The 26,053-nt window shown below is 65.4% G+C and carries 27 protein-coding genes and 1 pseudogene; 13 read left to right on the top strand and 15 right to left on the bottom strand.

What is annotated here, in order from left to right; all coding sequences use genetic code 11:
- Window positions 1-312: 312 nt before the first annotated feature.
- On the top strand, window positions 313-1,167 hold the full coding sequence (locus RZ84_RS29515) for a YwqG family protein (RefSeq protein WP_043271185.1): 855 nt from the start codon (window positions 313-315) through the stop codon (window positions 1,165-1,167).
- Between the two features lie 404 nt (window positions 1,168-1,571).
- Here the strand turns inward: RZ84_RS29515 and RZ84_RS39285 are convergent, their stop codons facing one another.
- The 3 genes from RZ84_RS39285 to RZ84_RS29505 are packed head-to-tail and all read right to left on the bottom strand — an operon-like array spanning window position 1,572 to window position 2,722.
- Window positions 1,572-1,760 (bottom strand): hypothetical protein, encoded by a 189-nt coding sequence (locus tag RZ84_RS39285; protein WP_157878945.1) that lies wholly within the window; start codon window positions 1,758-1,760, stop codon window positions 1,572-1,574.
- Window positions 1,761-1,774: 14 nt separating this feature from the next.
- The gene (locus RZ84_RS29510; RefSeq protein ID WP_043267260.1) at window positions 1,775-2,005 is read right to left on the bottom strand and encodes a hypothetical protein; all 231 of its coding nucleotides are present in this window, start codon (window positions 2,003-2,005) and stop codon (window positions 1,775-1,777) included.
- Window positions 2,006-2,014: 9 nt separating this feature from the next.
- Complete coding sequence (locus tag RZ84_RS29505) at window positions 2,015-2,722, bottom strand: TRADD-N-associated membrane domain-containing protein (protein ID WP_157878944.1); 708 nt, start codon at window positions 2,720-2,722, stop codon at window positions 2,015-2,017.
- A gap of 304 nt (window positions 2,723-3,026) precedes the next feature.
- On the opposite strand from RZ84_RS29505, the gene RZ84_RS29500 reads away from it, so the two are divergent.
- The 4 genes from RZ84_RS29500 to RZ84_RS29485 all read left to right on the top strand — a co-directional run bounded on the left by RZ84_RS29500 (window position 3,027) and on the right by RZ84_RS29485 (window position 6,339).
- The gene (locus RZ84_RS29500; protein ID WP_043267256.1) at window positions 3,027-4,226 is read left to right on the top strand and encodes an endonuclease domain-containing protein; all 1,200 of its coding nucleotides are present in this window, start codon (window positions 3,027-3,029) and stop codon (window positions 4,224-4,226) included.
- Window positions 4,227-4,577: 351 nt separating this feature from the next.
- Entirely contained in the window at window positions 4,578-4,826 is a 249-nt protein-coding gene (locus RZ84_RS29495; RefSeq protein WP_043267254.1) for an ankyrin repeat domain-containing protein, read from the top strand.
- 93 nt (window positions 4,827-4,919) lie between these two features.
- Window positions 4,920-5,840: a HEAT repeat domain-containing protein gene (locus RZ84_RS29490; protein WP_157878943.1), complete on the top strand. Its 921-nt coding sequence runs from the start codon at window positions 4,920-4,922 to the stop codon at window positions 5,838-5,840.
- Window positions 5,841-6,015: 175 nt separating this feature from the next.
- Window positions 6,016-6,339: a histone-like nucleoid-structuring protein Lsr2 gene (locus tag RZ84_RS29485; RefSeq protein ID WP_043267250.1), complete on the top strand. Its 324-nt coding sequence runs from the start codon at window positions 6,016-6,018 to the stop codon at window positions 6,337-6,339.
- A gap of 133 nt (window positions 6,340-6,472) precedes the next feature.
- On the opposite strand, the gene RZ84_RS29480 is transcribed toward RZ84_RS29485, so the two are convergent.
- Window positions 6,473-6,901, bottom strand: coding sequence for a DUF4870 domain-containing protein (locus RZ84_RS29480; RefSeq protein ID WP_052230239.1), 429 nt, complete (start codon window positions 6,899-6,901; stop codon window positions 6,473-6,475).
- 774 nt (window positions 6,902-7,675) lie between these two features.
- On the opposite strand from RZ84_RS29480, the gene RZ84_RS29475 reads away from it, so the two are divergent.
- Window positions 7,676-8,434, top strand: coding sequence for a methyltransferase domain-containing protein (locus RZ84_RS29475; protein ID WP_052230238.1), 759 nt, complete (start codon window positions 7,676-7,678; stop codon window positions 8,432-8,434).
- Between the two features lie 235 nt (window positions 8,435-8,669).
- Here the strand turns inward: RZ84_RS29475 and RZ84_RS29470 are convergent, their stop codons facing one another.
- Entirely contained in the window at window positions 8,670-9,758 is a 1,089-nt protein-coding gene (locus RZ84_RS29470) for a hypothetical protein (protein ID WP_043267246.1), read from the bottom strand.
- Between the two features lie 159 nt (window positions 9,759-9,917).
- Here RZ84_RS29470 and RZ84_RS29465 point away from each other — a divergent pair, with 159 nt between their 5' ends.
- Window positions 9,918-10,352 carry an NUDIX hydrolase gene (locus RZ84_RS29465; protein WP_043267244.1) on the top strand — a complete coding sequence of 145 codons (435 nt, stop codon included), beginning with the start codon at window positions 9,918-9,920 and terminating at the stop codon, window positions 10,350-10,352.
- Window positions 10,353-10,739: 387 nt separating this feature from the next.
- Complete coding sequence (serS, locus tag RZ84_RS29460) at window positions 10,740-12,209, top strand: serine--tRNA ligase (protein WP_241777911.1); 1,470 nt, start codon at window positions 10,740-10,742, stop codon at window positions 12,207-12,209.
- On the opposite strand, the gene RZ84_RS29455 is transcribed toward serS, so the two are convergent.
- Both RZ84_RS29455 and RZ84_RS29450 read right to left on the bottom strand, forming a co-directional pair.
- Window positions 12,166-13,146, bottom strand: coding sequence for a phosphotransferase family protein (locus RZ84_RS29455; RefSeq protein WP_043267242.1), 981 nt, complete (start codon window positions 13,144-13,146; stop codon window positions 12,166-12,168). The two genes, serS and RZ84_RS29455, sit on opposite strands and share 44 nt — an antisense overlap.
- A gap of 236 nt (window positions 13,147-13,382) precedes the next feature.
- Window positions 13,383-13,850 carry a GNAT family N-acetyltransferase gene (locus tag RZ84_RS29450; RefSeq protein WP_043267240.1) on the bottom strand — a complete coding sequence of 156 codons (468 nt, stop codon included), beginning with the start codon at window positions 13,848-13,850 and terminating at the stop codon, window positions 13,383-13,385.
- Window positions 13,851-14,061: 211 nt separating this feature from the next.
- Between RZ84_RS29450 and RZ84_RS29445 the strand changes: the two genes are divergently transcribed.
- From RZ84_RS29445 to RZ84_RS29430, 4 genes and pseudogenes are all read left to right on the top strand, one after another.
- Window positions 14,062-14,526 carry an NUDIX hydrolase gene (locus RZ84_RS29445; RefSeq protein ID WP_043267239.1) on the top strand — a complete coding sequence of 155 codons (465 nt, stop codon included), beginning with the start codon at window positions 14,062-14,064 and terminating at the stop codon, window positions 14,524-14,526.
- Window positions 14,527-14,718: 192 nt separating this feature from the next.
- On the top strand, window positions 14,719-15,249 hold the full coding sequence (locus tag RZ84_RS29440) for a GNAT family N-acetyltransferase (protein WP_043267237.1): 531 nt from the start codon (window positions 14,719-14,721) through the stop codon (window positions 15,247-15,249).
- A 3-nt stretch (window positions 15,250-15,252) separates the two neighbouring features.
- Entirely contained in the window at window positions 15,253-16,119 is an 867-nt protein-coding gene (locus RZ84_RS29435) for a GNAT family N-acetyltransferase (protein ID WP_043267234.1), read from the top strand.
- Window positions 16,120-16,133: 14 nt separating this feature from the next.
- Window positions 16,134-16,319, top strand: a pseudogene (locus RZ84_RS29430) (glutamate--tRNA ligase); the annotation flags it as partial.
- A gap of 136 nt (window positions 16,320-16,455) precedes the next feature.
- On the opposite strand, the gene thrS reads toward RZ84_RS29430, so the two are convergent.
- From thrS to RZ84_RS37220, 6 genes are all read right to left on the bottom strand, one after another.
- Window positions 16,456-18,477 (bottom strand): threonine--tRNA ligase, encoded by a 2,022-nt coding sequence (thrS, locus tag RZ84_RS29425; protein WP_043267230.1) that lies wholly within the window; start codon window positions 18,475-18,477, stop codon window positions 16,456-16,458.
- 84 nt (window positions 18,478-18,561) lie between these two features.
- A complete protein-coding gene (locus RZ84_RS29420; RefSeq protein ID WP_078894316.1) occupies window positions 18,562-19,500 on the bottom strand; it encodes a phosphotransferase family protein in 939 nt (312 codons plus the stop codon).
- A gap of 99 nt (window positions 19,501-19,599) precedes the next feature.
- A complete protein-coding gene (locus RZ84_RS29415) occupies window positions 19,600-20,382 on the bottom strand; it encodes a phytanoyl-CoA dioxygenase family protein (protein WP_157878942.1) in 783 nt (260 codons plus the stop codon).
- Between the two features lie 11 nt (window positions 20,383-20,393).
- Complete coding sequence (locus RZ84_RS29410; protein ID WP_157878941.1) at window positions 20,394-20,972, bottom strand: hypothetical protein; 579 nt, start codon at window positions 20,970-20,972, stop codon at window positions 20,394-20,396.
- Window positions 20,973-21,073: 101 nt separating this feature from the next.
- Window positions 21,074-21,250, bottom strand: coding sequence for a hypothetical protein (locus RZ84_RS39280; protein WP_157878940.1), 177 nt, complete (start codon window positions 21,248-21,250; stop codon window positions 21,074-21,076).
- Between the two features lie 386 nt (window positions 21,251-21,636).
- Window positions 21,637-22,065: an HIT family protein gene (locus RZ84_RS37220; protein WP_241778102.1), complete on the bottom strand. Its 429-nt coding sequence runs from the start codon at window positions 22,063-22,065 to the stop codon at window positions 21,637-21,639.
- Between the two features lie 534 nt (window positions 22,066-22,599).
- Between RZ84_RS37220 and RZ84_RS35645 the strand changes: the two genes are divergently transcribed.
- Window positions 22,600-23,184 (top strand): histidine phosphatase family protein, encoded by a 585-nt coding sequence (locus tag RZ84_RS35645; protein WP_063772782.1) that lies wholly within the window; start codon window positions 22,600-22,602, stop codon window positions 23,182-23,184.
- A 108-nt stretch (window positions 23,185-23,292) separates the two neighbouring features.
- On the opposite strand, the gene aspS is transcribed toward RZ84_RS35645, so the two are convergent.
- The gene (gene aspS, locus RZ84_RS29395) at window positions 23,293-24,603 is read right to left on the bottom strand and encodes an aspartate--tRNA(Asn) ligase (RefSeq protein WP_043267223.1); all 1,311 of its coding nucleotides are present in this window, start codon (window positions 24,601-24,603) and stop codon (window positions 23,293-23,295) included.
- Between the two features lie 685 nt (window positions 24,604-25,288).
- Entirely contained in the window at window positions 25,289-25,534 is a 246-nt protein-coding gene (locus tag RZ84_RS29390) for a helix-turn-helix domain-containing protein (protein ID WP_043267221.1), read from the bottom strand.
- Window positions 25,535-26,053: the final 519 nt, after the last annotated feature.

Here is a 26,053-nt window from a genome sequence, read left to right as displayed (position 1 = left end):
AGGCACTCTCGCATGATGGCGCACTTTCCCCCCGCCCGTCGTGTGCACGGCCCTGCCGGGTCATTGGCCACTGAGTGCCCAGGTCCAAGCAAGGAGCCCTGCATGTCCACAGTAGCCACCCGCCTTAAGGACCGGGCGACGAGCGAGGGCTGCGTGTAACCGAAGAACCACGGCCGCCTCAAAGAGCAGCATCGGCATCCCACAATCCAGCCCACGCGCTTACCTCGAAGAGGAACGCAAGTCCTCTTCAGCCTGTGCGGGCTCACGGGCGCGGACGACGTGTTGTCAGTGGGTCCGTGCATCATCATTTCCATGACGCAGAGCACCACTGAGACCCTGCACGCGCTCGCCCGCACCCACCTGCCCGCAGACATCGCCGAACGATGGATCGGCCTGCTGCGGCCAGGGCTGCGCCTGGAGAAGTCGGTAGACACGGATGCTGGCCCCGTCATCGGCCAGCTCGGCGGCCTGCCGAAGCTGCCGGAGAACGAGGAGTGGCCGGCGTGGGAGGGGCACGGCCCCCTCTCCTTTATTGCTTCGCTCAACTGCTCCATGCTCCCCTCCGCCGCGCTCGACATCACCTTGCCGACGGACGGCACACTGGCCTTCTTCTTCTTTGATGGGCAGTTGGATGACGGCTGCGCAATGGTCGCGCCCGACGAACCCGACAGCTGGGCGGGAGCGCGCGTGCTGTACATACCCGGGGACGCCTGCGTCGTCGAGCGGGCAGCGCCGGAAGGGATCCAGCCGTATCCCGAGGTGCCACTAACGGCCCGTGTGGAGACGACGGCACCGTACCTCTGGCACCCTGCGGTCTACCAGGAGTTCGCACCGATGCCCGAGAGCCACCCGCTGTGGGACGAGGACTTCCAAGAATCCCTGTGGGACCACTTCGAGGGCACCACGCACCGCGTCGGAGGCCACGCCAACCCGGTACAGGACGATGTGGAATCCGAAGTTGCCCACGGCGCACTGGGCAATCCACCCTGGAATGACCCCCGCATCAAGGAACAAGCACTCCACTGGGTGCCGCTCACTCAGTTCGACACCGATGACGACGCCGACATGATGTGGGGCGACTGCGGCACCCTCTACTGGCTCATACGTCCGGAAGATCTGGCCGAACACCGCTTTGACCGAGCGATGTTCACCTGGCAATGCAGTTAACGGGAATCCCCCGCCGCCGCCCGCGGTGCCCAATCCCTCGGGAATCAGACAGGCCCGCGCCGGCAGCCAGCCTCCCCGATGCCCGCAAACCAGCACATAAGGAAACCTGCAACGCCACGAACGTGGTCATGGCGTGGAGTCCGTTCCTGCTGGGTCGCTGCAACTCCGTGGATGCGGTGTATGTACCGATGCACAACTACGGTCGCAGAGCGGCCAAGCAGCACTCGCTGTAGTTAGCGTTCACTGCCAGCTCCAGGCAAGCCCCCTGAGAGTCATCCGGCCTACCGTAGAAAGCTGCAGGAAGGTGGGCAGGCACTGCCCGGACCAACTGGGTAGCAGTTCGGGCGTTCAACAGCATGTTGGCTCGCCAGCATGCCCGCGCGAACCCGGTCAGCGGAGCTGCGTCACGGGAAGGTGCCATCCGGTGCGTCCAAGGCATTACGCGCCTTCTCGGAGAAGGCAGAAATCTGCTGTCGGAGTTCTGTGACAGTAGCGCCAACCCGCCGGGAGCGGCCCATCAATGCCTCGCCAGCAGTTCCTCGGCGCCCGTAGACGATCTCCCAGACGCCATCGGTGTGTTCGAACACGTCCATCCGCACGTGCTGCTTCAGCCCACGCAGCTGCTCGCGGAACGCTCCACATCGAGACCGAGCCGCCCTGCGAGGACCGGAATGTCCGCATCCTGGAGCTCCAGCCCCGTGATCTCCGGGACATCCTCGAACCGGTACCGGTCACCCGGAGCATTGGTGCGCTCCACCAAAAGCAAAAACACCCGCCGCGCCATCGTGTCAGCGATATCGAGGCCGCGCACATACGCGAGGGCATGCCTGTTCACCATGAAATCCCCCTACGTCTCCGGTTCCTGCGAACGCGCCGCGGAGTCGGCGGACCCGTACCCGCCGTTCATCCGAGCACTGGCCTCCAGCACCTGATCGATGATGCGACGGCGCATGTCGCTCTCCGGATCATCCTTCAGCCCTTGAGAAAGCCGCTCGGCAGTCAGGTAGTAGCCGGTCAGGACCGGCTGCTCGAAGTACCGGTTGAGCTGGCTGAGGGTCTGCCCGTACATCTGCAGATACGTACGATTCAAGAAGGCAGCCAACGCCGCAGCGACCCCCGCGATCGCCGCCACGAAAACCTTCGTCGCCCCTCCGGTGAAGTACAAGCCGGCCGCGAAGCACCCAACGATGATCAGGAGCCCCAGCGCCATGGCCCGCTGAGAGGACCGGAACGAACGATCTGCCTGATCGGTGGCAATGCGGTGATACTCATCAATCTGCGTCTGGTTCAGCTCCAAGAGCGTGGCCAGAGGTGTCACGGTCTTGAGCTGGCTCAGCTGCTGGGCATGAAGCTCCCGCTGCTGCTCAGCGGTCTCCTCCGCCGCCTTGAGCGCGGCTGTCTCCTTGCGGCCCCGGGCCCACAGGAAGTAGCACAGGGCTGCAGCAATGAGGGTGAGGAGCACGGTGAGCACGATCCACAACCACATCGGCACGGACCACCCGCTGCCTTTACCGCTGTCCCGGCCTCCGCCGAAGACCCACATCGTGGCCAGCACACTAAGGATAGAAAGACCCGCCGCCGCGTCGAACGAACCCGGCGGCCTGCGCCTTCGGACGTAATGGTGCGTACTCAAGCGAACCCCTCATAAGACTCGGCCGACCATAGAGCCGGCGGATCACGCTGACTGAGCGAGTCTCGCGTTCCACGTCATGCTCAGCGGAAGAACAGTCATCCAACTGGCTGGATTCCAGCCTGGCTTGGCGCCTTTCCGACCTTCGCACGCCATCGGGACCAGCACCCCGCTCCACCGGCTGCCAGGGTCAGCGCCGGATGTCAGAGCTCGCTGCCATCATCCGGCCATGCTCATCAGCCCGAAGTCAGCCCACGCCGCCTTCACCGACCTCACCCGGAACTGTGCTCTCCCCCTTATGCCGGACGTCCTACTCCGCACCAAGTTGTTTCGCCACCACGGCCACATCGTCATCGGCGACGTGGCGCTGCGCGGCTACAAGCACAAGGCGCGCTGGACGTACGACGAACGCGACGTCCGCCGCGCCGGCCGTGCCCTCGCAGAAGCCCCCATCGACTTCACCGACCTCGTAGAGGTGCAACTTCCCGAGTACCGCGACCACCTCGGCCGGGAGGAATGGGGCCGCCCAGACTGGCGTCGCCAGCTGAGGTCCTGGATGTACGACGCCGCCTTCCACAAGAAATACCGAGAACGCCGGTACGACGAGGACTGGCGGAAGATCGGAGAGAACGGCCTGCCAGGCGGACTGACGATGACTGAATTCATCGAGGCCCGCAGCGACATGCCGCACGTGCACAACATCGCGGGCACCAAGCCACGCGGACTACTGTCCTGGTCCGGCCAACACTGGCTTCTCCCCCGCGCCTACGTGCAGCTGCTGGACCGCTGGGAGCACCTGGAAGCGGACCTGGTCAGCCAGGCCCGCATCTGCTCCGGCTGCGGAACCCAGGGGCCTCCACTGGGCGACTGGCGGACTCCGACCGCCAACGGCTACGTCACGTTATGCCCGCCATGTTCAGGGGTGGCCTACCAGGGCTACCAAGGCCACCTTCGCGGCGCGTTGTATGAGTCACTACGGCGCACCATGCGCGCCGACGACTACCTGTGCCGGCTCTGCGGCCAGAGCCGGGCGTTCACCTGGGACCACTGCCACGACCACGGCTACGTGCGAGGCCCACTGTGCGCCAGCTGCAACACCTTCGAGGGCAAAGGGGTCAGATTCCTCCGCCGGGAAGGAAGTGTGCTGCACCTCCTGGAGTGCCGCGCGTGCCTGGAGCAGCAGACCCTCCCCCGCCGCTTCCGCATCGACGTGATCCGCAACCATCTGGAAGAGACCGAGCGACACGGATGTTGCTGGAACCACCCCGATGTCTGGGAGCTGGAGCACACCAACGACGTGTACCGGTTCATGTTGGCCTGCCACAGCACTCGCTGGACGAAGGAAGTCGCCGCGGCCGAGGCCGCCGATCTCGTACGGGCCTTCGTCCAGAGAGCCCTGACCGAAGCTCTCCCACGCTCAACCAAGTGAAGTCGCCCGGAGCCCCACGCGAAGGAGGCCCGGTCCAACACGGACCGGGCCTCCTTCATGTCGTGCCGGTAGGACTACTGGTAACGCTCCAGCAGGCCCGGGGAGCCCGACAGGCTGCTCTCGTAGGACCACCCCGACTCCCTGTCCAGCCGGGCGGCGGTTCGACCTACCAGGGCAGACGCCCGCAGACGGCGTCGATCTTCTCCCGGAGGCCACTGATGTGACTGAGCGTTCCAAAATGGTGGTCTCGGCAGATGCAACACTCGATTTCGGCGCGCTGACATGGCGCTTCATCACCGGCTCGGCACTGTGACCGTACCCGGGACAAGACGAAAGGTGGAACGGGAACACATGGGTGAGGATCCGCTCATAGCCGCGGTACGGAGCGGAGACGCCAAGGCGGTATTGGCGCTGGTGGACGGGGGCACGGACCCCAATGCCGTGGACGAGCACGGCATCTCGGCCTTGTCCCTGGCGGTGGAAGCCTTCGACCTGCCGGTCGTCGAGGCACTGATGTCCTCGGGCCACCCGATCCAGCTCAATCGCGCCGCTCCTGAGGGCCGTACGCCCCTGCTGCGTGCGATCGACCATGGCGCCTGAGAGATCACATCCGAGCTCATCGCCCATGGAGCAGATCTGAGCCTCAAGGACACCGAGGGGCGTAACGCCCTGGCGCTGGCCCGGCGCTGGCATGTGACGGGCATCGAGGCCGAACTGCGCCGCAGGAGCGGGGCGACGGGCCCGGCCGTGCGCAAGGCGGCGCGGGACGGCTGGGAGAACGACTGCCAGGAACTGTCGCTCGGTGACCTGACGGTCCGCAACGGGCACACCGCGATCCTCACCGAGCTGGAGCCCAAGTACGGGGTCAAGCCGTCCTTCGTAGAGCTGATGGGCCGCGCTCTGGCCGAGCCGGACGTCAACCAGCCGGTCTGGGCCTCCACGACGCTCACGCTCCACGAGCGCCACGACCCCGCCGTGTGGGCGGCAGCCGCCGACCTGCGGGACCGCCCGGAGCCGCTGGAGCGGTACTTCGGTGCGGAAGTGCTCCACCTTGCCATTCTCTTCGACGAGAGCGACGACGACTCCTTCGAGCGGCCGATCGTCGAACTTTTCCTTGCCTGGGCGGTCCGGGAGGAGGACTCGCGGGTGTTGCGCGCCCTCACCGCCGGCTTGGCCAACGCCATGGATGCCCGGGCCGAGCAGTCGCTGTACGCCCTCATCCGGCACCGCGACCCGCAGGTACGGCGTACGGCGCTCTCCGGCCTGACCCGGGCAGTAACGAGGGGACAGGCCGAGGCAGTGACTGCCGCCCTGGAGTGCACCCGGGACACGGACCCCGCGGTGCGCGAGCAGGCATGCAAGGCGCTCGCCGACTCACCCGCCCCTTCGGACACTCTCGCCACTTCCCTCCACGACGAGGCCGAGGCCGTACGGATCTCCGCGGCGATCGGGCTGTTCGTGCGCGACGACCCACGCGGTGACGCGGTCCTGCGCGCCCTCGGCCCCGTCGACCAGGACTCGCCCTACTTCGCGGCCTTCCACCAGGTCTGGTACCACCACCGAGCCGAGCAGTCGTCAAGAGTTGTGGATGAGTTCTTTGGCCACGATCGCTGACCAGACCTCACACTGCTGGCGCGCTTCGCTCTCGTGATCCACAACGTCCTCCAGGACCTGCTGGGACGTTGTGGCGTACTCATCACAATCAGCGTTGGCTCTCTCATTTACCGGAAGTTCGCCGTGCGATCAACCGTGGAGACGGAAAACAGCAGAAGCATTTACACTTTCAGCCATGGCACAGAAGACCGTCATCATCTACACAGACGACCTCACGGGCGAAGAGACCTCAGAGGCGGCAACGCACACCATTGCTCTCGATGGCGTGGCGTACGAGATCGACCTCGGCCCGGACAGCTACGACAAGCTACTTGAGGCCGTTGATCCCTTCCTTAAGGCCGGCCGCAAGACCGGCCGGGCTCGTAAGCCCCGGAAGGCCGCTGTCGGTGGTGACGACACCGCGGCGATCAGGGCATGGGCGAAGGAGAACGGCTACCAGGTCAATGACCGCGGTCGCGTCCCGGCTGACATTCGCGAGGCGTACCAGAAGGCTCGCTAATCCACCTGAATAAGACGGAAGCCCCTCATTTCGCATGAGGGGCTTCTTCTTAGCACCTAGCAAATCGAGGATAGTTTTCCTCCGGAGTTGCTGGTCTTCAATCGCGCCGAAGGCGAGTCTCCCCGGATTTGCTTTACGCCTTGACCATCGGCCAGGCGACGAACTTCGGGTAGGACCATATCTGCCCGCGGCTGGCCTTGACGGTGCCGATGATGGCGAAAACGATGCCGGTGATGACGAATGCTCCCAGCAGGGCGAGCACGCTCAGTAGCACGATCGGGAGGGCTAGCGGGACGACCGGTTCGGAGCGCTGGTCCACCGTGGTGAGGGAGAGGGTCATGACGCCGCTGAGGTACATGATGAAGCCCAAGACCACCATGATGCCCTGGGTGATGCCGAAGTTCATCGCCTGGGCGCCGTGATGGCGGACGAGTGGGTCATGCAGGTTGCGGGGGTTGTTGCGGATGGTCATCGGGGCGATCCAGCCGAGGATGCCGCCGAGGCCGCAGCAGAAGCTCGCGCCGACGGTGATGGTGAGCAGCGCGGAGAGATGGGTCCACATGGCTGCGGTCGACGGCGGCTGTGCCGGGTGCGGGTAGCCGGGCCGCCCGCCTGACCCCCATCCAGGTCCTGGTCCGTACAGGCCAGGACCTGCGTCATTTCCAGGCGTCGCGCCGTGGGGAGGCTGAGGCTGCGACTCGTCGGGCTTGTGGAACTCGACCATGCGTCGATGCCCCCATAGTTCTCGTTGCGGTACGGGTGTGCGAATTTGTTGCTCAGGGTGACTCTACGGGATGAGTCGGACATCCCTGGTGGGCGGCCGAGCTGTGCGCCCCAGCGCAGGGTGGAGGCCGTCAAATGCTCTGCCCGACGAGCCCGAACCATCTGAGGGTCGGCGTGGTGTTCCTTACGGCATCGTCGAGAGATCGGGACCGAAGGGGGGAAGCCCTGCCCGCCCTCAACGGGGGGATTCAGACAGGCAGGGCGGTCATGACACGGCCTCTCGCTACGAGCAATAGCGAGCGAGCAGGCAGTTGTTACCCGTAGGGACCCGCTAACTGTGTCATGGTTCTTGGTGCTTGGCACATCACAACGGTGATATCTCTTCGAGTCCGGCAAGCTTTAGCACCTGCGACCCCTCGGGCTCATCGACCCGCCTCCGACGCAGAGTCGCGATGCGCCGAGGAAAGGTGCTCCGAGGGACTATTCCCACCTGCCTGAAGCACAGTTACATGAGTCATGAGGTCGACGGCACCTCGCGATATGCGGAGGCGAAGAGAGGGTCCGGCTCCTAAGGTGAGCACTCACCGTCTCGTCGCTCCAGAGGAGGGCGTGCATGTTCGAGACGAACGACATGTTGCACGACCGGTTCGTAAACTTGGCGGAGATTCCCGAGCAGGGCTCGGTAGTGGACCTTGGCTGTGGGGCCGGCCCGGCCCTTGGCGCCTTCTCCAAACGCTATCCGCAAGCGCAGCTCATCGGATACGACCGCGCTGGCGAGTCGTTGGCGAAGGCTCGGGCGCGGCTGAAACGCCACGCCGGGCCGGTGAAGTTGGCTGCCGCAGACCTGCGGGAACAGTTCCCGCTCGAAGACGCCAGCGTGGACGTGGTCATCTCCTCCAACCTTCTGGAATGCCTGCCCGAGCCGTCCCTGCTCCTGGACGAGGTGTGGCGGGTGCTCCGGCCTGGCGGGCGGGCGGTGTTCTCCCACTCGGACTTCGACTCGCTCATCATCTCCGGGCCGCCCGCAGGGCTGGACAGGAAGATTCTGCACGCCTTCGCGGATGATGCGCCGGCGTGGATGGACAGCTCGGACGGGCGCATGGGCCGCAAGCTGCCAGGGCTTGTGGCGGCTTCCCAGCTGGCCAGGACGCATGTGGAGACGCTGGTGACCCATTCAACTGAACTCGCAGGTCATGCAGCGCGCAGGGTCGGGGACATCCGGGGCGCCTTGCGCGCGACCGCCCTCCGGGGCTGCGGGCAGGTGGACACCGTCGAGGTCGAGGAGTGGTTTGCAGCGGTGCAGCAGGCCGCAGCCGAGGGACGCTTCTTCTTCGCCGAGACAGCAGTTGTGGTTGCGGCCAGCCGTGTCTGACGGTTCTAGGTTGTGGTCCGGCTACCGACATGGTGGGGCCGCAAGGTAGCTCGGTCAGCGAGCATCGGCACGAACTGTGCGCTGACACACAATAGTTCGCCCCAGGCTCATCTGTTGTGTGGGCCCGGGGCCAGCGAGCGCGATCAGGGCCCGAGCATTGCTCCACATCCACCGCAAGGCGACTCTGTAACGCACGGCCTACTCTGCGCCCAACCGTCGGGTACAAAGCGGCCGCTCAACGTTCGGGGGCCGCCTTGCGGAGGGCGGTGATGCAGGTGGCGATGGCCTGCTGGAGCTCTTCCAGCCGCTGGACCATGTCGTCCTCGTAGATGTCGTCGGCGTCGTCGAAGGTCAGCTCTTCGAACACCTTCGTCGCCTTCTGCAGACTGCTGTAGAACTTGGTCCGGCGTTCCTGGACGCGCAGTTCGGGATCGGCCTCGACGGCCTGGACCACGAGGCCCTTGACCGTGTCGTACGCCTCGGTGACCCACTCACCGACCTCTTCGTCATCGTCCAGTTCATCGAGGAGGGACAGGTGCCGCTCGGCCTCCGCACGCAGTTCGACGGGGGCCTCGATGGTCTGTCCGGCCGGGGTTTTGACCTGACCGTTCTCCACGATCTGGCGCACGTATCCGATCCGGTCGGCCGCCCGGCTCTCGTTCGCCACCGCCTTCTTCAGCCCGTCGGTCCGCAGGACGTCGCGGGCCAACTCCGCCTGCAGGGCCGGATCCTCCTTGAGCCGATCCAGCAGCCCGGCCCGGGCGGCCCCGGCGGTAGAGGGGTCGGCGAGGATCGCGGCACGCAGCGCGGTGGGGTTCTCCGCAACCTCCAGGGCCTTGGTCGGCCGGATCCCCTCGGCCTCGGCCGCAGCAGTGATCGCGGTACCGCGGACGGACGTGGCGCTGTTCCGGGAGCTGTAGTACGAGAGCCACACCTCGGCATCCGGCAGCTCGATGTCCTCACCGGGGGCCAGCGCCTCGAACTGCGGGACGACACCGTCATCGGCGGCCATGTCCCACGCCTTGTAGAACCGCATCACGCGCTCCGGCGAGCACCCGGCCAGCTCGGCGAACTCCTTCGCGGAGACCTTCGGAGTCTCCCCCGCGGCCTGCCCGCCGGGCCGCACGCTGCGCGCGACCTTCAGCGCGAACGCCCAGCCGCCGGTCCGCGCGTACGCCCCGAACTCGCGGGCATCCCGGACAACGAGGTCGTCTGCAGCGCCCGCCACGACCTCACTGCCGGACGACGCCCTCTCGTCCCAGAAACTCTCTTCTTCCGACGTCTCGTCGGCGGGCGGGACGGCCGGTTCGGTCGCTACGGTCACAGGGAACTCCCCAGATCAATGCGGCGGCAACAGACGGAGCGAGCAGCCTATATGAACCCCTTCATGCGGTTTGCGGGCTCCCGTTGAGGTGATCAGCTCTACTGGTGACAGGCGCCGCCGGGCGCGCGACCGGTTCCGACAAATGAAGGGGGTATTTCCGTGCCCGAGAGGGTCACCAAGGAGAAGGTGCTGTGCTACGTCGTGCGCGACGGAATGCTGCTGGTCTTCCGGCACACCGCCTACAGCTACGAGGAGGTCGGTATCCAGGTACCGGCCGGCAGCGTCCGCGAGGGTGAGACGCCGGAGGCGGCGGCGCTGCGCGAGGCCAGGGAGGAGACCGGCCTGAAGGGCTTCAAGGTCATGAGGAAGCTCGGCGAGACCGAGTACGACCTCAGCCCGTACCGGTTCGAACTGCAGCACCGCCACGTCTTCCACCTGGAGCTGACCGAGCCAACTCCGGATCGGTGGATGAGCCAGGAGGATCACGACGGGGAGCAGGGGCCCACGCACTTCGAGTGCTTCTGGATCCCGCTGGAGGCCGCTCACGTCCTGCAGTCCGGCCAGGGCGCCCTGCTGGGGCGCCTGTACGACTGATCCCTGTAGCTGAACCAGGTAGCTCGGGCACCTCACGGCTGGGTCGCACGCCGAGCTGGACCCCTCCTCCTGCTGCCGTGCCGCGAGGCGGAATCGCCGGAAGCCTTGACCGGCCTACGAGACCTACATCACACAGGGCTCGAAGGTGTGTCGGCCGATAAATCGCTGGCCCGTGTGAGAGTCGCCCCTTACTCTCGGTTGCAACGCGATGACGGAGCCAAGTAACCCGGGTCCCGCGAGCCGAGAGAGCCGCCTGGTGCTGTGACGGCGGCCTCGCGTCCCGGAGTGAATCCCCTCCCGAGTGCGAGGAGGAAAGGCCACAACGGGTGGCCCCATGCCTCGCCGGCCGACCCCCGTCACAGGGTTTAGAACGAGGCCGCCACGCTGTTGGCGGCGAAGGCGCGGTGGCACCGCGAGTTGCCCTTCTCGCCCGCGCCCCCAAGGGATCACGCCCTCGCCGAGGGCCTGGTCGAATGGGAGAACCAGCTGATGCTGGACATCACCCTCATCCGCACACAACCCGAGTACGTGCGTGCCGCGCTGGCCAAGCGCGCCGTCCATGTCGACATCGACGCCTTCCTCCGTCTGGACCACGAGCTGCGCGATGTACGCAGGGACGTGGAGAGGCTGCGCGGCGAGCGGAACACGCGCTCGGGCGAGATCGCTCGCAGGCAGCGCGCTGGTAAGGCCGTCGAGGACCTGCATGCCCGAGCCAAGGCGCTCATCGGGCAGCTGGGCGAGGCCGAGCAGCGGCTGGGAGAGCTGGAGGAGGCCCACCGCGCTTTCCTGGACCCGTTGCCGAACCTTCCCGACGACGACGTACCGGCCGGTGGCAAGGAGAACAACGAAGTCGTTCGCACCATCGGGCAGCCACCCCGGTTCGCCTTCCCGCCGAGGGACCACGTGGAGCTCGCCGCCGGGCTCGGGCTCGTCGCTCACCGGCGCGGTACCAGGCTCGCGGGCGGCGGATTCTGGATCTACCGCGGCAACGGCGCACTGATGGAGTGGGCGTTGCTCAACTACTTCACCGAGGCGCACGTCCGTGACGGCTACGAGTTCGTGCTGCCACCACACATCCTGACGTACGAGGCGGGATACACCGCAGGGCAGTTCCCGAAGTTCGCCGACGAGGTGTTCACCCTGGAGGGCGAAGAGCGCGGTCCCGCAAGGTTTCTGCTGCCGACCGCGGAAACCGCGTTGGTCAACCTGCATCGGGACGAGACACTACGGGAGGCCGAACTGCCCCGGCGGTACTTCGCCTACACGCCCAGCTACCGCAAGGAGGCCGGTGCCCACCGGGCTGCGGATCGCGGGACGCTGCGTGGGCACCAGTTCAACAAGGTCGAGATGTTCCAGTTCACCACACCCGACCAGGCGCAGGCCGCCCATGACGAACTCCTGGGCAAGGCCGAGCAGTTGGTCGCCGACCTCGGCCTGCACTACCGGGTCACGCGCCTGGCTGCGGGCGACATGAGCGGCGCGATGGCGAAGACCTTCGACGTCGAGGTGTGGCTGCCGAGCCTGGGCACGTACGTCGAGGTCAGCTCGGTGTCGAACGCCCGCGACTACCAGGCCCGGCGCGGCAGCATTCGCTACCGTCCCCGCCAGGGCAAGCCGGCCTACGTCCACACCCTGAACGCCTCGGGACTGGCCACGAGCCGCCTGCTGCCGGCCATCCTGGAACAGCATCAGCAGCCCAACGGCACAGTTCCCGTGCCGGAGGTGCTGCGGAAGTGGCTGCCGTGCGAGGTCCTGGCGCCAGCCGCCGGAAGCTGGTCTTCGGGTGCGTGGACACAGCATCTGTCTGCTGTGGTCACAGGTACCATCCGCGCCTGTCGGCCAGCCACCGCAGCGTGACCTCACCGCACCAGGTCTGGTGCTGGCGAATGTACGGAGACCAGTCCGCCGGTGGGTGCGCGCCAGATACCAGGAAGAAACCGGAGAGGGCGGCGAGCACAGCATCAAGTTGTTCTCCGTCCACGCCTCGGGCTGTGGGATGGGCGTGAAAAAGCGCGGTCGCATCGTGGCCGTCGGCGAACGCGGTAGCCAGCAGCAGCACGAGGTCGAACCAACTTGCCCCCAGGCAGGGCCAGTTCCAGTCACAGATCCATGCGGTGCCGTGCGCGTCGATGAGTACGTTGTCCTGACGCAGGTCGTTGTGCAGGACCGCGTTGCCAGCCGCGGATTGTCGCCACTCCGCTTCCAAGTTCGCCAGTACGTCGACCTTCTCCGTGGGTACCCATTTGGGGAGGGTGACCGCGCCGGGGCCGGTGGAGGCTTGGGTACGCCAGTCGTCGAAGTCGCCTCCGTCACCGAGCGGCTTCAGGCCGATCTGTCGGAGTCGTTCAGAAGGGGCTCCGAGTGCCTCGGCGGTCTGCGCGTACGCGTCGAGGGTGGCGGTGAGCTCGTCTGCCCGCCACGGGGCTACCGGCATATGGCCGTCGATGGCATCGAAGCCCAGGACGAGCCATCCGTCGCGCTCCTCCCTCCACTGGATACGAGGTGCCGGCACGGGCGCGGGGAGGGCCTCGTTGATCAGTGCCTCCCGACGGTAGCTGTCGGCGACCACAGCGTTGGCCGAGGCATTCACTGCTTTGACGAACTGGGAGCCATGGGCGCCTCGGATGACGGCGGCGTACCCGCTGGTGAAGCCGCTCCCCACGCTTCGCCCCGGCTGTACGGCACTACCAAGGTGGCGTTCGACAAGCCCACGCACGTCTTGAGGGAGCTCGGTCCAGCGAGGCCGCACGGCGGTGGCGGTGTACGGAAGACGTGGGGTGAGAATCTTCGGCATGCAGCAAGCGTGGCGGAAGACCCGCCACCGCGCGACGGGTTTCCTCCCCGTGCCAGAGCCGTTCGCCTCTGGAATTCGGAGCGTCAACGCGGCTGCTGCCGGGGGGCAGAAGGACAATCCGCACGCTTGTCGGCTATTGAGCTCAAACTTCGTGTCGTCGGGCGGTAGGCGGCTCAGGGAGATCTATTTGCCGGAAGCAGCTGCCTGTCCCGGGAGGTCAGGGTTTCACGTTGAAATCAGAGCTGCTGATCCAGGAGGTGATTCATTGGCCTGAAACCGGAGCTCTCGTAGAATGCCCGAGCCTCCTCGTTGAAGTCCCAGACATCGGTTACCAGGCGTCGGCAGCCTGCGCTCCGTCCCACTTCACGTACGGCTTCCAGGAGTTCTGAGCCGACTCCAGTACGAGCAGCGTCAGGTACCACGGCAATCTGGTCTAGCGAGATGACCGTGTCTGGCCTTATGAGCGCGTTGCCGCGCCGGTTGATGACTCGGACGATGGCGTATCCGAGAGCCCTGCCGTCTGCCCCGTCTGCGACGAGGACAGTAACGGACGGATCGGCTATCTGGGCCTTGAAGAACGCTTCTTGTTCCGGAGAATCGACGAACAGATCGGGTCGGTGCCGTACGTGCAGGTCGTGAACGATGGCGTTGAGGGTCGCGAGTAAGGCAACGTCGTCTGTCGATGCAGTGCGGATCTGGGTCACGTGTCCATCCTGAGCTGCGCTCCCTCCCCCTGCAACGCCTTTGTGGGCTCGTGCGGGCATGCCGGACTTGAAACGATGGACCAGCAGAACTCGCCGATGCCATATACACCGTGGAAGAGGTCCATGAGCGCCGACACCATCTGCGTCAAGAACAGCGTGGCCTGGTCGACCAAACCCAGGTCTAACTCGATCGCCAGTTGAGGAGCCCTGCATGCCCCGAGCGCCCTTCCAGGTCCTTGTCCTCCCCTTCCGCGCAGTTGGCGCTCAGACCGAGTTCGCTGTCCTACGGCGCGAGGACATGAACGTCTGGCAGCCCGTGGCTGGAGGTGGTGAGGCCGGTGAGAGCCCGGTACAAGCCGCCGTACGCGAGGTCAGTGAAGAGCTTGGTCTCGACGAGCCCGTACCGCTGTACCCGCTGCAGACCACAGCCAGCATCCCGGCGCGGTTCTTCAGCGATCGCGGCATCTGGCCCACCGGAACCTACGTCGTCCCAGAGCACTCGTTTGCCGCCGACCTGACCGGCGTAGAGGTCAAAATCTCCCACGAGCACACCAACATCCAGTGGCTGGACTTCCAGGCAGCCCACAGTGCGCTCCGATTCGACAGCAACCGCACGGCACTTGGCGAACTGCACGAGCGCCTGGCGGCTGCTGACCTGTCCCTGCCGGTCGGGTGATCACCAGTGAGTCGCCGCCAACTTGAAGACGCCAGTCAAAGGGCTGGTGTGATTGGTTTCTCGGGTACTCGTGCTGGCCGTGTGCGCCAGCCTGAGGCGTAGATCGTCCTCAGCAGGCGCTTTCAATCCCGACGGCTCGGCAGCGAAGTAAAGCAGTTCATTCTCAGGTACCTATGGCATTACCGTGGCGCGATGGTGCATGTGAGGGAGATGGATGGGGCTGACATCTCGGCCGTCTCGACGATCCGAGTCCGGGGATGGCAGGCGGCGTACGCCGGCATCGTTCCCCAGACGTACCTGGATGCAATGACGGTCGAGGGTGATGCCGTTCACCGGAGGCATTTGTTCTCTCAACCCCGTCGGCAGTCACGAGATCTTGTGGCGCTCGATGAACGCGGCCCGGTGGGGTGGATCTGCTTCGGGCCGTGTCGAAGTGAGATGTCTGGTCCGGGGCAGGTTGGTGAGGTCTATGCCCTGTACGTGTCGCCGGATCTGATCGGCCAGGGCATCGGCCGGAGGCTCCTGGAGGAGGCTCACACTCAGATGAAGAGTCAGGGCTTCGAAGCGTCGGCCTTGTGGGTTCTCTCTGACAACCAACGAGCCCGGCGCTTCTACGAGCGGGCCGGCTATCAAGCCGACGGCGCCATTCAAGACGACTCCTACGACGAGATCACGCTCACCGAGCTTCGCTACCAGCGTGTGCTCCGAGTTCAGGGACTATGAGGCATGCGCCCGGATGACTGGCACCTCACCGTAGACGTCGACGACTTCCTTGCCCGCGCCGGAGACTTCTTGCGCTCCCGCCCCGCCCTGCACACCATCCCGCTGACCGTGACCGAGACACTGCGCACGCGTGGGGCTGACACGTACGGCACCGAAGCCCCCATCTTCGGCTGGCTGGAGCGGGCGGGCGAGGTGAGTGCGGCCTTCTTCCGCACCCCGCCCCGCCGCCTCATCTTGACCCCGCTCACCCTCGACGAGGCCAATTCCCTCGCCGCCCACCTGGCCGGCCTCAGTCCCCTCCTCCCCGGTGTCACTGCAGACCACGACACCGCCACCGCCTTCGCCGAGGCATGGGGGCAGCGCACAGGCGCGACGCCGACGCTCCACGAGCGGGAGCGCCTGTACCGTCTCGGCACGCTCACGCCACCGGAGCCGCTCCCAGAGGGACGGGGGCGAGTCGCCTGCGAGCACGACCGTAAGCAACTCATCACCTGGTACCGCGAGTTCGTCGACGCCATCGGAGCGGTTGGCCCCGCTGACCCCGGCTCCTGGGCCGACACGCGCATCGCCTACGGACGCGTCACGCTCTGGGAGAACGTGGACGGTACCCCGGTCTCCATGGCGGGCGTGACTCCGATGGTCGCCGGCCAGATCCGGGTGGCCCCCGTCTACACCCCGGCGCATCTGCGCGGCCGCGGTTACGCAGGCGCCGCGACGGTCGAAGTGAGCCGGGCCGCGCTGGCCGCAGGCGCGGCGGACGTCTTGCTGTTCGCGGACCTGGCCAACCCCACCAGCAACGGCCTCTACCAGCGGATCGGGTACCGCCCGGTCACCGACTTCGCGGTCTACGACTTCTCGCGTGCCGCGTAGGACATCCGTTGGATTTGAAGGGGGCCGTTCTGGCTGCCGGCGAGGAGCACGGCCTGAAGCTCGGCAAGGCCCAGGCACCCGTCCGCGTCGCGATCACCGGCCGCATCATCGGCATTGCCCTCTTCGAGTCCCTGGAGGTCCTACGCAAAGATCGCGCCTTGGCCCGAATCGACGCGGCCCTAGCCAAGTTCGCCGCCTGACCGGATCGCGATCAAGATCCCGTCGCTCGTGTGGGAAGGCGGGCCAGCCCCCGAAAGCTGGAAGAAGTGCGGACTGGCCGGGCCATCAGGATGGTTGCTGTGGCTCGGCCAGCCGACAAACTATTTACTGGAAGGCTCAGTTGGACCGGAAATGTCCGGCGCCTTCCAAGCTCTTGGTTCGCACCAGCTCGGCTGCCTGTTCAATGAATGCGGGCAGGGAGAGCGTCTGTTCTTCGCCGGAGCGGTAGCGGACCGTGACACTGTTGCCTTCGGCTTCGCGGCGGCCTACGACGAGGGTCAGGGGGATCTTCCTGGTCACAGCCTTACGGATCTTCGCGTTCAATCGGGCGTCACTGCTGTCGACGTCGACCCGCAGGCCAGCCTTGGACAGTGCCTCTCGAACACTGTGGGCGTAGTCAAGGAGATCGGGCATGACGGGGATGACGCGGGCCTGTTCCGGCGCGAGCCAGATGGGGAAGGCGCCGCCGAAGTGCTCGGTGAGGAAGCCGACGAACCGTTCGTGGGAGCCGAGCGGTGCGCGGTGGATGACCGCGACGGGCTGTTCAGTGCCGTCCTTTGCGGTGTAGGTGAGGTTGAAGCGGCGTGGGGTGTAGAGGTCAACTTGGTTCGTGGAGGCGGCATAGGGCTTGCCGGTTACCGTCTTGAACATGAAGTCGACCTTGGGCCCGTAGTGGGCTGCGCCGCCGGGATCTTCAATGTAGGGGATGCCGGACTCTTCCATGGCTTCCCGGGTGATGCGCTCGGCGTCCTGCCACATTTGCTCGTCGTCGTGGTACTTGCTGGTGTTCGCGGGGTCGCGAAGGGCGAGGACCATGTAGAAGTCGCTGATTCCCAGGGTGCGGTAGTAGTCCGCGTGCATCTGCATGACCTCAAGGAACTGGTCCTTGGCCTGGTCCAGCGTGCAGTAGATGTGGGCGTCGTTTTGGGTGAAGCCGCGGGCCCGCATGAGCCCGTAGAGCTGGCCGCTGCGCTCGAATCGGTACACGGTGCCGTATTCGGCGATCTTGTAGGGGAGGTCGCGGTAGCTGTGTGGCCTGGCCCGGAACACCATGTGGTGGTGGGGGCAGTTCATCGGCCGTAGGTAGTACGTCTCTCCCTCGATCTCGATGGGCGCGTACAAGTCGTCTGTGTAGTAGGGCAGGTGTCCGGACAGGTAGTACAGGGCGTCCTTGGACAGGTGTGGGGTGGAGACTCGCTGGTAGCCCAGTGCCCGCTCTTGCTCCCGCGCCCAGTTCTCCAGCTCGTCGCGGATGACCGTTCCGTTCGGAAGCCACAAGGGGAGCCCCTTGCCGATCTCCTCACTGAAGGCGAACAGGTCCAGTTCCTCGCCGATGCGACGGTGATCCCGTTTCGCAGCCTCCTCAAGCCGGAACAGGTGCTCCTTCAACGCGTCGCGGGTGGGCCAGGCCGTTCCGTAGATCCGCTGGAGCTGGGGGTTCGCCTCGTTGCCACGCCAGTAGGCAGCAGCGTTCCGTGTGAGCTTGAAGGCAGGGATGAGCCGGGTCGACGGCAGATGCGGGCCGCGGCACAGGTCGGACCAGCACACCTTGCCGCTCTTGGCGTCGAGGTTGTCGTAGATGGTGAGCTGGCCCTCGCCGACCTCCATCACCTCGCTGGTGTCGATCCCCGCACTGCCTTTGAGGTCAATGAGCTCCAGCTTGTACGGCTCCTCCGCCAGCTCTGACTTTGCGGCTTCAACGGAGGCGACGGCCCGTCGCTGGAAAAGCTGTCCGGCGCTGATGATCTCCCGCATGCGCTGTTCGATGCGCTCCAGGTCGTCGGCGTTGAAGGGAGTGTCGGTGGCGAAGTCGTAGTAGAAGCCGTCGGCGATGGCCGGACCGATGCCGAGCTTCGCGTGGGGGAAGAGATCCTGCACGGCCTGGGCGAGGACGTGAGCGGTGGAGTGTCGCAGTACAGCGAGCCCGTCGGGGCTCGACATGCGCACCACGTCGACCTTCGTGTCCACGTCTGGCGCCCAGCTGAGGTCCTTGAGGGCGCCGTCCGAGGTACGCACGACGACCGCGGCGTTTGGCCCGTGCTGGGTGAGGTTTGCTGTTGTCACGGCATCACCGCACGTCGTGCCGGCCGGGACGAACACGGACTCGGCTCCAGCTTGGTCGCGGTGATGAACGGACATCACGGGTCTCCTCGGGTGTCAGAAATGACGGTGGGCATGAGCCAGCCCAACGTGGGTGGCCCAAGACAAGGGGTGGTGGGGCCTTCAGGCCCAGCGCGTTCGGTGAGCGATCCAGGCTCGTGCAACAGTTGCCGCGCGGGCCTGGTGCTCGCGCAGGAACGGCACTCCGGGCGGGTTGGGGCGCCGGGCGCTGATTTCCCAGTAGCCGCACAGTGCGATGGCGAAAGACGTCAGCACCTCTGGTGAGGGCATCGGCAGGTGGGCTACGGCCTTCTCGGCCTCGCTGGCGGTGTGTCCGGCCATGATGAGCTGCGGGATGAGGACGGCGGGGTCAATCCACCGGGCGCCCTTGTGCGGATAGGACCAGTCGATGATGACGGCGGTGCCATCGGCGCGCAGGACGAAGTTGTCCGGGCGGAGGTCCCAGTGGATGAATGTCTCTCCGCCTGCTGCGGACTGCCACAAGGGCTCGGCCTCGGCCAGGCGGTCAAGGTTTCGCACGGCCCAAGGGTCGAGGTCATCCGTGGGACTGGCGGCGAGATTGGCCCAGCCGGTCAGCCAAGAACCGACGCGCTTGGTGATCGGTTCGGCATCGGCCAGAGGAGCCGGTGTCAGCGCCTTGCCCGCTTTCTCGACGGCTTCGATCACTGCTGCTGTGGCGGCGGATCCAGGGGCAAGGGTGGGGTTCCCTCCGGGTAGGTCCTCCAGGCACAGCAACCACCAGCCTGCCCCCTCTTCGGGGGTCGTGGACCACAGCACCTTGGGCCCGATGCCCTCGGGGATCAGGGGCGTGATCTCCACCTCGGACCGGTACTGCGGCGCGAACGGGTGGTCGCCATCGATGCCCTTCAGAAATGCGCGCCGCCCGTCGGCCAGCTGGAGCCGGCATGCAAGACCCGGTGTGTAGCCTGCGCCACATGTCATCGCCTTGGTGACGCCGGCGCCGAGCTGCTTCTCAGCGTAGGCGCGCACCCGGGCGGGCAAACTGCTCCAGTCCGGTCGTACAGAGGTGGCGGCGTGCATAGGTCCCCAATCTAGAGGCAACTGCGGTGTGGCGCTGGCACATTACGAAGTTCGCCACACCGCCCTGCCACCAGCGGGCATGGAGCTGGCGGGCGCGTTTCAGCCAAAAGGACCCTTGTCATGCTGGCCCAAGAGACGGAGTAGACGTTCTGAGGCCCCGTTCAGAACATGCTCTGGCATGCGGTAATTAAGGAAGGGGTAGAACCGCTGGCTGATGAACCGCCGCCCGTAGGTGGTGGTCAGGAGGTAGCGGGTGTGGCTGGAACGGTTCTGTGCACCGCGGTGCCAGGTCTGATTGTTCACGAGGTAGACATCCCCCGCACGGGCGAACAGCGTCGTCGCCCTGGCCCCGTCGGGGAGCGTCTGGTTGCGGGGAGGTGTTCTCCCGGAGAGATGGCTTCCCGCAACGACCTGCGTAGGTCCGTATTCCTCGGTGGGTGTGTCGCTGAGCAAGACCATCGCGTTGAGGCTGAAGCACGGCACCGGCAGTGCGTCCTTCGGGATGTGGCGAAGATGCGCGAGCAGCGGATTGAACAGCTCCCCGTCAATGTGCCAGTTGACGATGCCCTTCCCCGTCGGTGTCCGCAACGCGTTTTGTGCGACAACGTGGCAGTCGGGCCCCAGCAACGCCTCCGCTAGGTCAATGATGGGAGACAAGGTCATCATGTCGCGGAACGCCTGGTGGTACTCGAACATGCGCATCAGGCTCACGCCGCCCCGCACCAGGTCCAGGCCGGGTCCCGCCGCGTGGGTGGCCGGGTCCCGATATCGGTGTTCGATCAGATCGCGAAGCTGCCGCACCAGGTCCCTGGCGACGACGGATCGCAGGATCACGTATCCATCCTCGTGGAACCTGGCTGCGGCAGCATCGATCTCCGGCAAGGTCTGCAACGCTAGCCCTTGAGGCTCGGCATGGTCGCGTAGTCCTCCTCCGGAACCTCCGGTGGCACGTGCTCAGCGCCGACCCAGATACGGCGGCTGAAGTCCTCGTACTGCTCGGTGTTGAGCATGAACGAGTGCCAGACCATGTCGACGGGCCCGGACGGCGCGTTGTGCTCGGCGGGGAAGAGCATGGTCAGGGCAACGTACTGCCGGAACTCCTCGATCAGCGGGATTGCGTACTTCTCGAAGAAGTAGTCGCGGAATTGGATCGCCTTCTCATCCGTGACGCCTTCGAAGTCGCCCGCGGAAGGGTTGAACACCAGCCACTGCCTCATGACCTCGCTGGTCCAGTAGCGGCAATGCTTGTCCCACTGTCCGAACCAGAGCAGCAGCGGCAGGACCTGCTCGTTGTCGAAGAGGCGGCCGTCACGGAGCAGCCGGCGTGGGCTCAGGCCCAGCAGCAGGAACCCCATGTCGTATTCCTCCAGCAGTGCCAGGCGCTTGCGGAGGTCATCTTCCATGTCCGGTTTCGCCGCGAGGCACTTGTCCACGATCGAGCCGGCTTCGGCCACCAGTGTCTTCTTTTCCACCTTCACTCCCGTTCGTGATCTAGGTTTGCACGAATTGCTGGGGAGGGCCGGCCGCAGCACAGCGCGTGCTGCGGCCGGCCCGTGGAACAACGGTGGTGCCGCTACTTCTCTGCGACCGCCGGGGCAACGCTGTAGCAGTTGGAGCAGGTCTGTTCACCATCCGGCCAGTGCTGACCGTCACGGGCGCCGAAGACCGCCTCCAGGCGGTTCCTCGTGTCGTGGTAGATCGGCGCATAGCCTTCGGCTGTGACCTCGTTGGACGGCACATGCGTGCGCATTTCCAAGCCCTCCTCTGGGTTGTTGGAAGTGAACGTCGCCCACCAGGCGGGCGCTTCCCCTGCATCGGGAGAGAGTCCTCTCCCCGCGCGAGGGCGACTGCCCGGCTCAGGCGACGGCTCACTCGGAGGCCGTACGACGACTAGGGTGCCGCTCTTCGCGATGGCAGGCACATAACAAGCGTGATATCGCTGGCGTGATACGAATCCACACTGTTTCGAGAGCCGATCCAGGATCAGCATTCGACTGCCGTCGGGGACCGTCGACCCGCGGCCTGCCCGGCTGCCGAGGCCCCGCGCCTTCAATGGCGCCATCACCAACGCCAGTACCGAGTCCTACGGCCCAGCTCACACAACAGCACAGAAGAGCAAGAAATTGCGGCAACTCGTCAGGATACGGACTTATCCCCAATCTGGGCCAGCCCTCGACGCACAGCTGTTGCTGCGGCATCGAGCTCATGCCGCTCACGCACTCGCCACTCAGCTTCCAATCGGAATCCATCACCCTTGAACCGAGGGAAGACATGAAGGTGCACGTGGAAGACTTCTTGGAAGGCCGCCTCGCCATCAGCGAGGAACAGGTTGACGCCTTCGCAACGAAGATCCGAGCGACGCAGCGCCCGCCCGAGTTGGTGTGCTACCTCCCATACTCTCGCTCCAGTACGGGTATCCAGGTCCTCCAGCCCAACAGCGTGGAACCTGGGAACGACCAAGAGATGTCCCTGGGTCACAGGTTGGAGATCCATGAACGCCAGTACCGTCTCGTCCGCATGGACAACACTGGCCTCCGCCTCTCCCCGAGCGATGGCGCAGAACACACAGCCCCCAATGCTCACTGCTGACCTTCCTCCCAACGCAGTTGACTCAAAAAGTGCCGGAGCAACGGCAGGACCGTCGCTGGTGCGGCTTCCCAATATGCAGGATCACGAACAGGTAGACGAGACCATTTCCATCTGTGACTGGATAAGCAGAACCCGCCTGGCGCGCAAAGCAGTTCATTGTCCTCCCGTCACCCGTCCTGTTCTCGTCTCCCTCGGGGGATCTCAGCCTGCCCCGCACCCGGCACCACACAGAGCTAAGACTGGTCACCCGACCAATACCGGGATCAGGAAGGATTCAGGCAGGTGGTGCTGGGCTCAGCATCCGATCTCGGGTCTGGAGAGGGACGGACACTGTGTCCGGCTTCCATAGGCCCGGTGGATACCTGCTCGTACAGGGGACCTAGTTGCTACGAGCGCCAAGCGTCGGCGGTGCTCAGACCCTGTGCCTGGAGCGACGACCATGGTGGTGTTGGCCCGGTGCCGCAGGTATTTCAGTGGCTGCCGCCGTGCCGTGTCGGCCACTGTGTGATCATGACCGTCTTCTATCTGGTGCAGCACGCAGAGAAGGAACGGCGTCCCGGTGACCCAGGGCTGACTAAGCGGGGACGACGACAGGCCGCCAGCACCGCCGATTGGCTCCAACGTGTTGGTGTGCACGCGGTCTTCAGCAGCCCTTTGCGGCGCGCTCGCGAGACTGCATCGTTCATTGCTTCAAGCACCGGCCTGCGTATTCAAGAGGACACCCGCTTGCGCGAGAGGATGAGCTGGGACGGGACCCAAACCCTCGGGGACTTCCTGGCGGACTGGGGCACCTCGGTGAAGGACAGGGATTTCGTTCCTGCCTCCGGTGACTCCTCTAACGCTGCCGCAGAGAGATTGCGCGCCTGCTTGGTCGACTTGACCGGAGAGCCGGGTCCTCTTGCCCTCGTGACGCATGGCGGAGTCACCGTGGATCTGTTGCGTACTTTGATCGGCGACCCGGCGGTGCCGGTCGAGTTGATGCAGAACGGTGTCCCTTCCTGTGCGATCACCACGCTCGATGGCCTCTCCGTAGTGGGCATCGCTTCCGTTGCGCACCTGGGTAGAGCTGCGTACGGTCGACGTCCCGCAGGATGAGGGTTTGCGGGGATCCCTTCGGCCCACCAACAGGTCGGCCACCTAGCGCCAGCCGCGTCCCACGACACGAGGCACGAGCCCGTGTCGCGGGACGCAACTCACAGCCGGTTATGGCGTGAGCCGGTTCGGCCCGCGGAAGAGGAACGTGGCTTCGCGAATCGAGTCCAGGCCCAGCATCACCATCAGAACCCTGCCCAGGCCCATGCCGAGACCGCCGTGCGGCGGGCACCCGAACCGGAACGCGTTCAGGTAGTCCTGCATCGGCTCGGTGCTCATCTCCTTCTCGGCGGCCTGCTTCAGCAGCACGTCGTACCGGTGCTCACGCTGCGCGCCAGTGGTGACCTCCAGCCCCTTCCACAGCAGGTCGAAGCTCAGCGTCACGGTCGGGTCGTCAGCCGGCCGCATGTGGTAGAAGGGCCGGATGCTCACCGGGTAGTGCGTGATGAACACGAACTCGTGGCCGGTCGCCTGCTGGATGTGCGCCGAGACGCTCCGCTCGCCCTCCGGGTCCAGGTCCTCCTTGATCCCCGACGGGTCCCAGCCCCCCTTCCGCAGGATCTCGTGCGCCTCGGCCATCGTGAGCCGCGGGAACGGCGTCGTGGGGACGGTGACCTCGACACCGAACTGCTCGGCGATCGCCTCACCATGCACGTCAGCCACCCGGCCAATGGCGTGAGCGAGCAGCTGCTCCTCAAACACCATCACGTCCTCGACACCGTCGATCCAGGCCAGCTCCACGTCCACGCCCGTGAATTCGGTGGCGTGCCGGGAGGTGAACGACGGCTCGGCCCGGAAGACCGGCCCGATCTCGAAGACCTTCTCGATACCGGCCGAGATCGCCATCTGCTTGTAGAACTGCGGCGACTGCGCCAGGTAGGCGGATCGGTCGAAGTAGCCGAGCTTGAAGACCTCCGCGCCGGACTCCGAGGCGGTGCCCATGAGCTTGGGGGTGTGCATCTCGGTGGCGCCCTGCACGTAGGCGTACTCGCGCATCGCCTGCTCCAGGGTGGTCTGAACAGCGAACAGCATCTGGGCGGCGGGACGGCGGCGCACGTCCAGAAAACGCCAGTCCAGCCGCTGCTCCATGCCGGTGTGCTCGTCGATCGGCAGCGGCGTAGCTGCCAGGCTCAGGACCTCGACCTCTTCGGGGACAATCTCCAGTCCTCCGAGTTTGACCTGGGCGGCATCGATGACACGACCCGTGATCTTGACTGCGGACTCGGGGGTGAGTGCTTCGAGCTGTTCCTCCAGCAGCCCGCCGTCGCGTTTATGGGTCACCTGCACCATGCCGGTGCTGTCCCGCACGATGACGAACTGCAACCTGCTCTGCAGACGGAGTGTGTTCGCCCATCCGCAGACGGAAACGGTACTGCCGACGTGTTCTCGGAGGTCAGAGACGTATACGCGGCTGTGGATCATTGCGGTCCTCCAAAGGTAGGACATCGTCATGATCCCTTGGGAGTGCGGGCGAGAAGGGCAACTCGCGGTGCCACCGCACTTTCGCCGCCAGGCGCTGGCGGCCTCATTCGGGCCCGATGACGGGGGCCAGCCGGCGGGGCATGGGACCACCAGACGGGGTCGTTCCTCCCCGCACTCAGGAGGGTCTTCGCCTCGGGGCGTGAGACCGTCTTCCCAGCTGCCGGCGGCTCTCTCTGCTCGCGTGATCCCGGGCTACTCGTCTCCGTCAACGCGTTGCCCAGCAGGATACGGAGCGCGCGGCAGCGGTGGCAATCAAGAACCTACTCATGGAGGGGAGAAGTCGCTGTGAGCGTGTCCGTGCGACGGGCCCTGGCCGCCGACTCCGAGGAGCTGTCCCGAATGCGCCATGTCGGAGAGACGCCAGCTTTCGTTGACCCGCCCGTCGAGGCTTATACGGGCCGGCCCTCGACGCACAGCTGCTGATGCGTGGATGCCGTCGGTCCGCATGGACACGTAGCCGAGCCCCGACAAGACACGGGTCGTGAATACAGCTTGGTTAGCGGACCCCGCTGGGCGCCTGGTCACCCCAGTTGGTACGAGCCTGGGCGAACTGCCCCGGCGAGACCCTCACATCCACCATGTCAGCCGGGGAGACACCCGAGTGTCAGTTCGGCACGCGCCTCTGTCAATCTTCTTCCGCCGCGACCGTTGATAGCCACGCTGGCTGCATCGGGCAGATGGAGGGCCGTAGCATCGGCCCGGTGAGCTCTGGAGGAGCTTGCAGCCCGTCGAGCAGTTGAATGATCCTGTCGATATTGGTCAGCCTGCGGGTATCGGATTCGAGATACGACAAGAACGCCTGACTCAGACCGGTGGCCATCGCAACGTCTTCTTGTCGAAGTCCGCCGAATCGACGGATGAGGCGACACATGAGTCCGAAGTCACGCTGGATTAAAGCTCGTCGTACTTCCGGTAACTCCCACACGTGGGCGGGTACGCCGGGGCGAGTTCGCGACAGCGGTCGACTGCTACGGCTGCATTCCGCACAGTACTGCTCCTCGTTATAGCGACTCAGCAGGCAATTGCAGTGTTCACATCGCCTGGGGTTTCCCGTAGACATATGATCGGCCTTCGGTAACGCCAAGATGGCAGTCTCCTTGGTCTATCGAGGCAGGTCCGACATGGGCGTACTCGTGCCGGCCGCTGGCATGCACCTGTGCTGCATGCATCAGCAGCCAGCACGGCGAGCTTGCCGACCCTCGTGCGGTCGACTTGGCCGCACCAGGCTCCGCGCAGGAGGGGCACTTGTCACTTCGATTTGGCGAGACGCAACAGCAAGATTGCACTCTGTGAGCAACGTGCACGGACAGACTGTCCACAGGTATCGCCTCCACGCCCCTTGACATCTCAGTGCGTACCGCACTCAACCCTCGCCCAGATTGCCACTATT

The sequence above is a fragment of the Streptomyces sp. CT34 genome (assembly GCF_000805335.1).
Taxonomy (GTDB): domain Bacteria; phylum Actinomycetota; class Actinomycetes; order Streptomycetales; family Streptomycetaceae; genus Streptomyces.
This window is presented reverse-complemented; position numbering and strand designations above follow the sequence as displayed.

What these genes read in the sequence shown, in the direction of transcription:
- RZ84_RS29515 (WP_043271185.1), top strand. Translation starts at nt 313, where the DNA reads ATGACGCAGAGCACCACTGAGACCCTGCACGCGCTCGCCCGCACCCAC.
- RZ84_RS39285 (WP_157878945.1), bottom strand. Translation starts at nt 1,760, where the DNA reads ATGGACGTGTTCGAACACACCGATGGCGTCTGGGAGATCGTCTACGGG.
- RZ84_RS29510 (WP_043267260.1), bottom strand. Translation starts at nt 2,005, where the DNA reads ATGGTGAACAGGCATGCCCTCGCGTATGTGCGCGGCCTCGATATCGCT.
- RZ84_RS29500 (WP_043267256.1), top strand. Translation starts at nt 3,027, where the DNA reads ATGCTCATCAGCCCGAAGTCAGCCCACGCCGCCTTCACCGACCTCACC.
- RZ84_RS29495 (WP_043267254.1), top strand. Translation starts at nt 4,578, where the DNA reads ATGGGTGAGGATCCGCTCATAGCCGCGGTACGGAGCGGAGACGCCAAG.
- RZ84_RS29485 (WP_043267250.1), top strand. Translation starts at nt 6,016, where the DNA reads ATGGCACAGAAGACCGTCATCATCTACACAGACGACCTCACGGGCGAA.
- RZ84_RS29480 (WP_052230239.1), bottom strand. Translation starts at nt 6,901, where the DNA reads ATGTGGACCCATCTCTCCGCGCTGCTCACCATCACCGTCGGCGCGAGC.
- RZ84_RS29475 (WP_052230238.1), top strand. Translation starts at nt 7,676, where the DNA reads ATGTTCGAGACGAACGACATGTTGCACGACCGGTTCGTAAACTTGGCG.
- RZ84_RS29455 (WP_043267242.1), bottom strand. Translation starts at nt 13,146, where the DNA reads ATGCCGAAGATTCTCACCCCACGTCTTCCGTACACCGCCACCGCCGTG.
- RZ84_RS29445 (WP_043267239.1), top strand. Translation starts at nt 14,062, where the DNA reads ATGCCCCGAGCGCCCTTCCAGGTCCTTGTCCTCCCCTTCCGCGCAGTT.
- RZ84_RS29440 (WP_043267237.1), top strand. Translation starts at nt 14,719, where the DNA reads ATGGTGCATGTGAGGGAGATGGATGGGGCTGACATCTCGGCCGTCTCG.
- RZ84_RS29435 (WP_043267234.1), top strand. Translation starts at nt 15,253, where the DNA reads ATGCGCCCGGATGACTGGCACCTCACCGTAGACGTCGACGACTTCCTT.
- thrS (WP_043267230.1), bottom strand. Translation starts at nt 18,477, where the DNA reads ATGTCCGTTCATCACCGCGACCAAGCTGGAGCCGAGTCCGTGTTCGTC.
- RZ84_RS29420 (WP_078894316.1), bottom strand. Translation starts at nt 19,500, where the DNA reads ATGCACGCCGCCACCTCTGTACGACCGGACTGGAGCAGTTTGCCCGCC.
- RZ84_RS39280 (WP_157878940.1), bottom strand. Translation starts at nt 21,250, where the DNA reads ATGCGCACGCATGTGCCGTCCAACGAGGTCACAGCCGAAGGCTATGCG.
- RZ84_RS35645 (WP_063772782.1), top strand. Translation starts at nt 22,600, where the DNA reads ATGACCGTCTTCTATCTGGTGCAGCACGCAGAGAAGGAACGGCGTCCC.
- aspS (WP_043267223.1), bottom strand. Translation starts at nt 24,603, where the DNA reads ATGATCCACAGCCGCGTATACGTCTCTGACCTCCGAGAACACGTCGGC.
- RZ84_RS29390 (WP_043267221.1), bottom strand. Translation starts at nt 25,534, where the DNA reads ATGTGTCGCCTCATCCGTCGATTCGGCGGACTTCGACAAGAAGACGTT.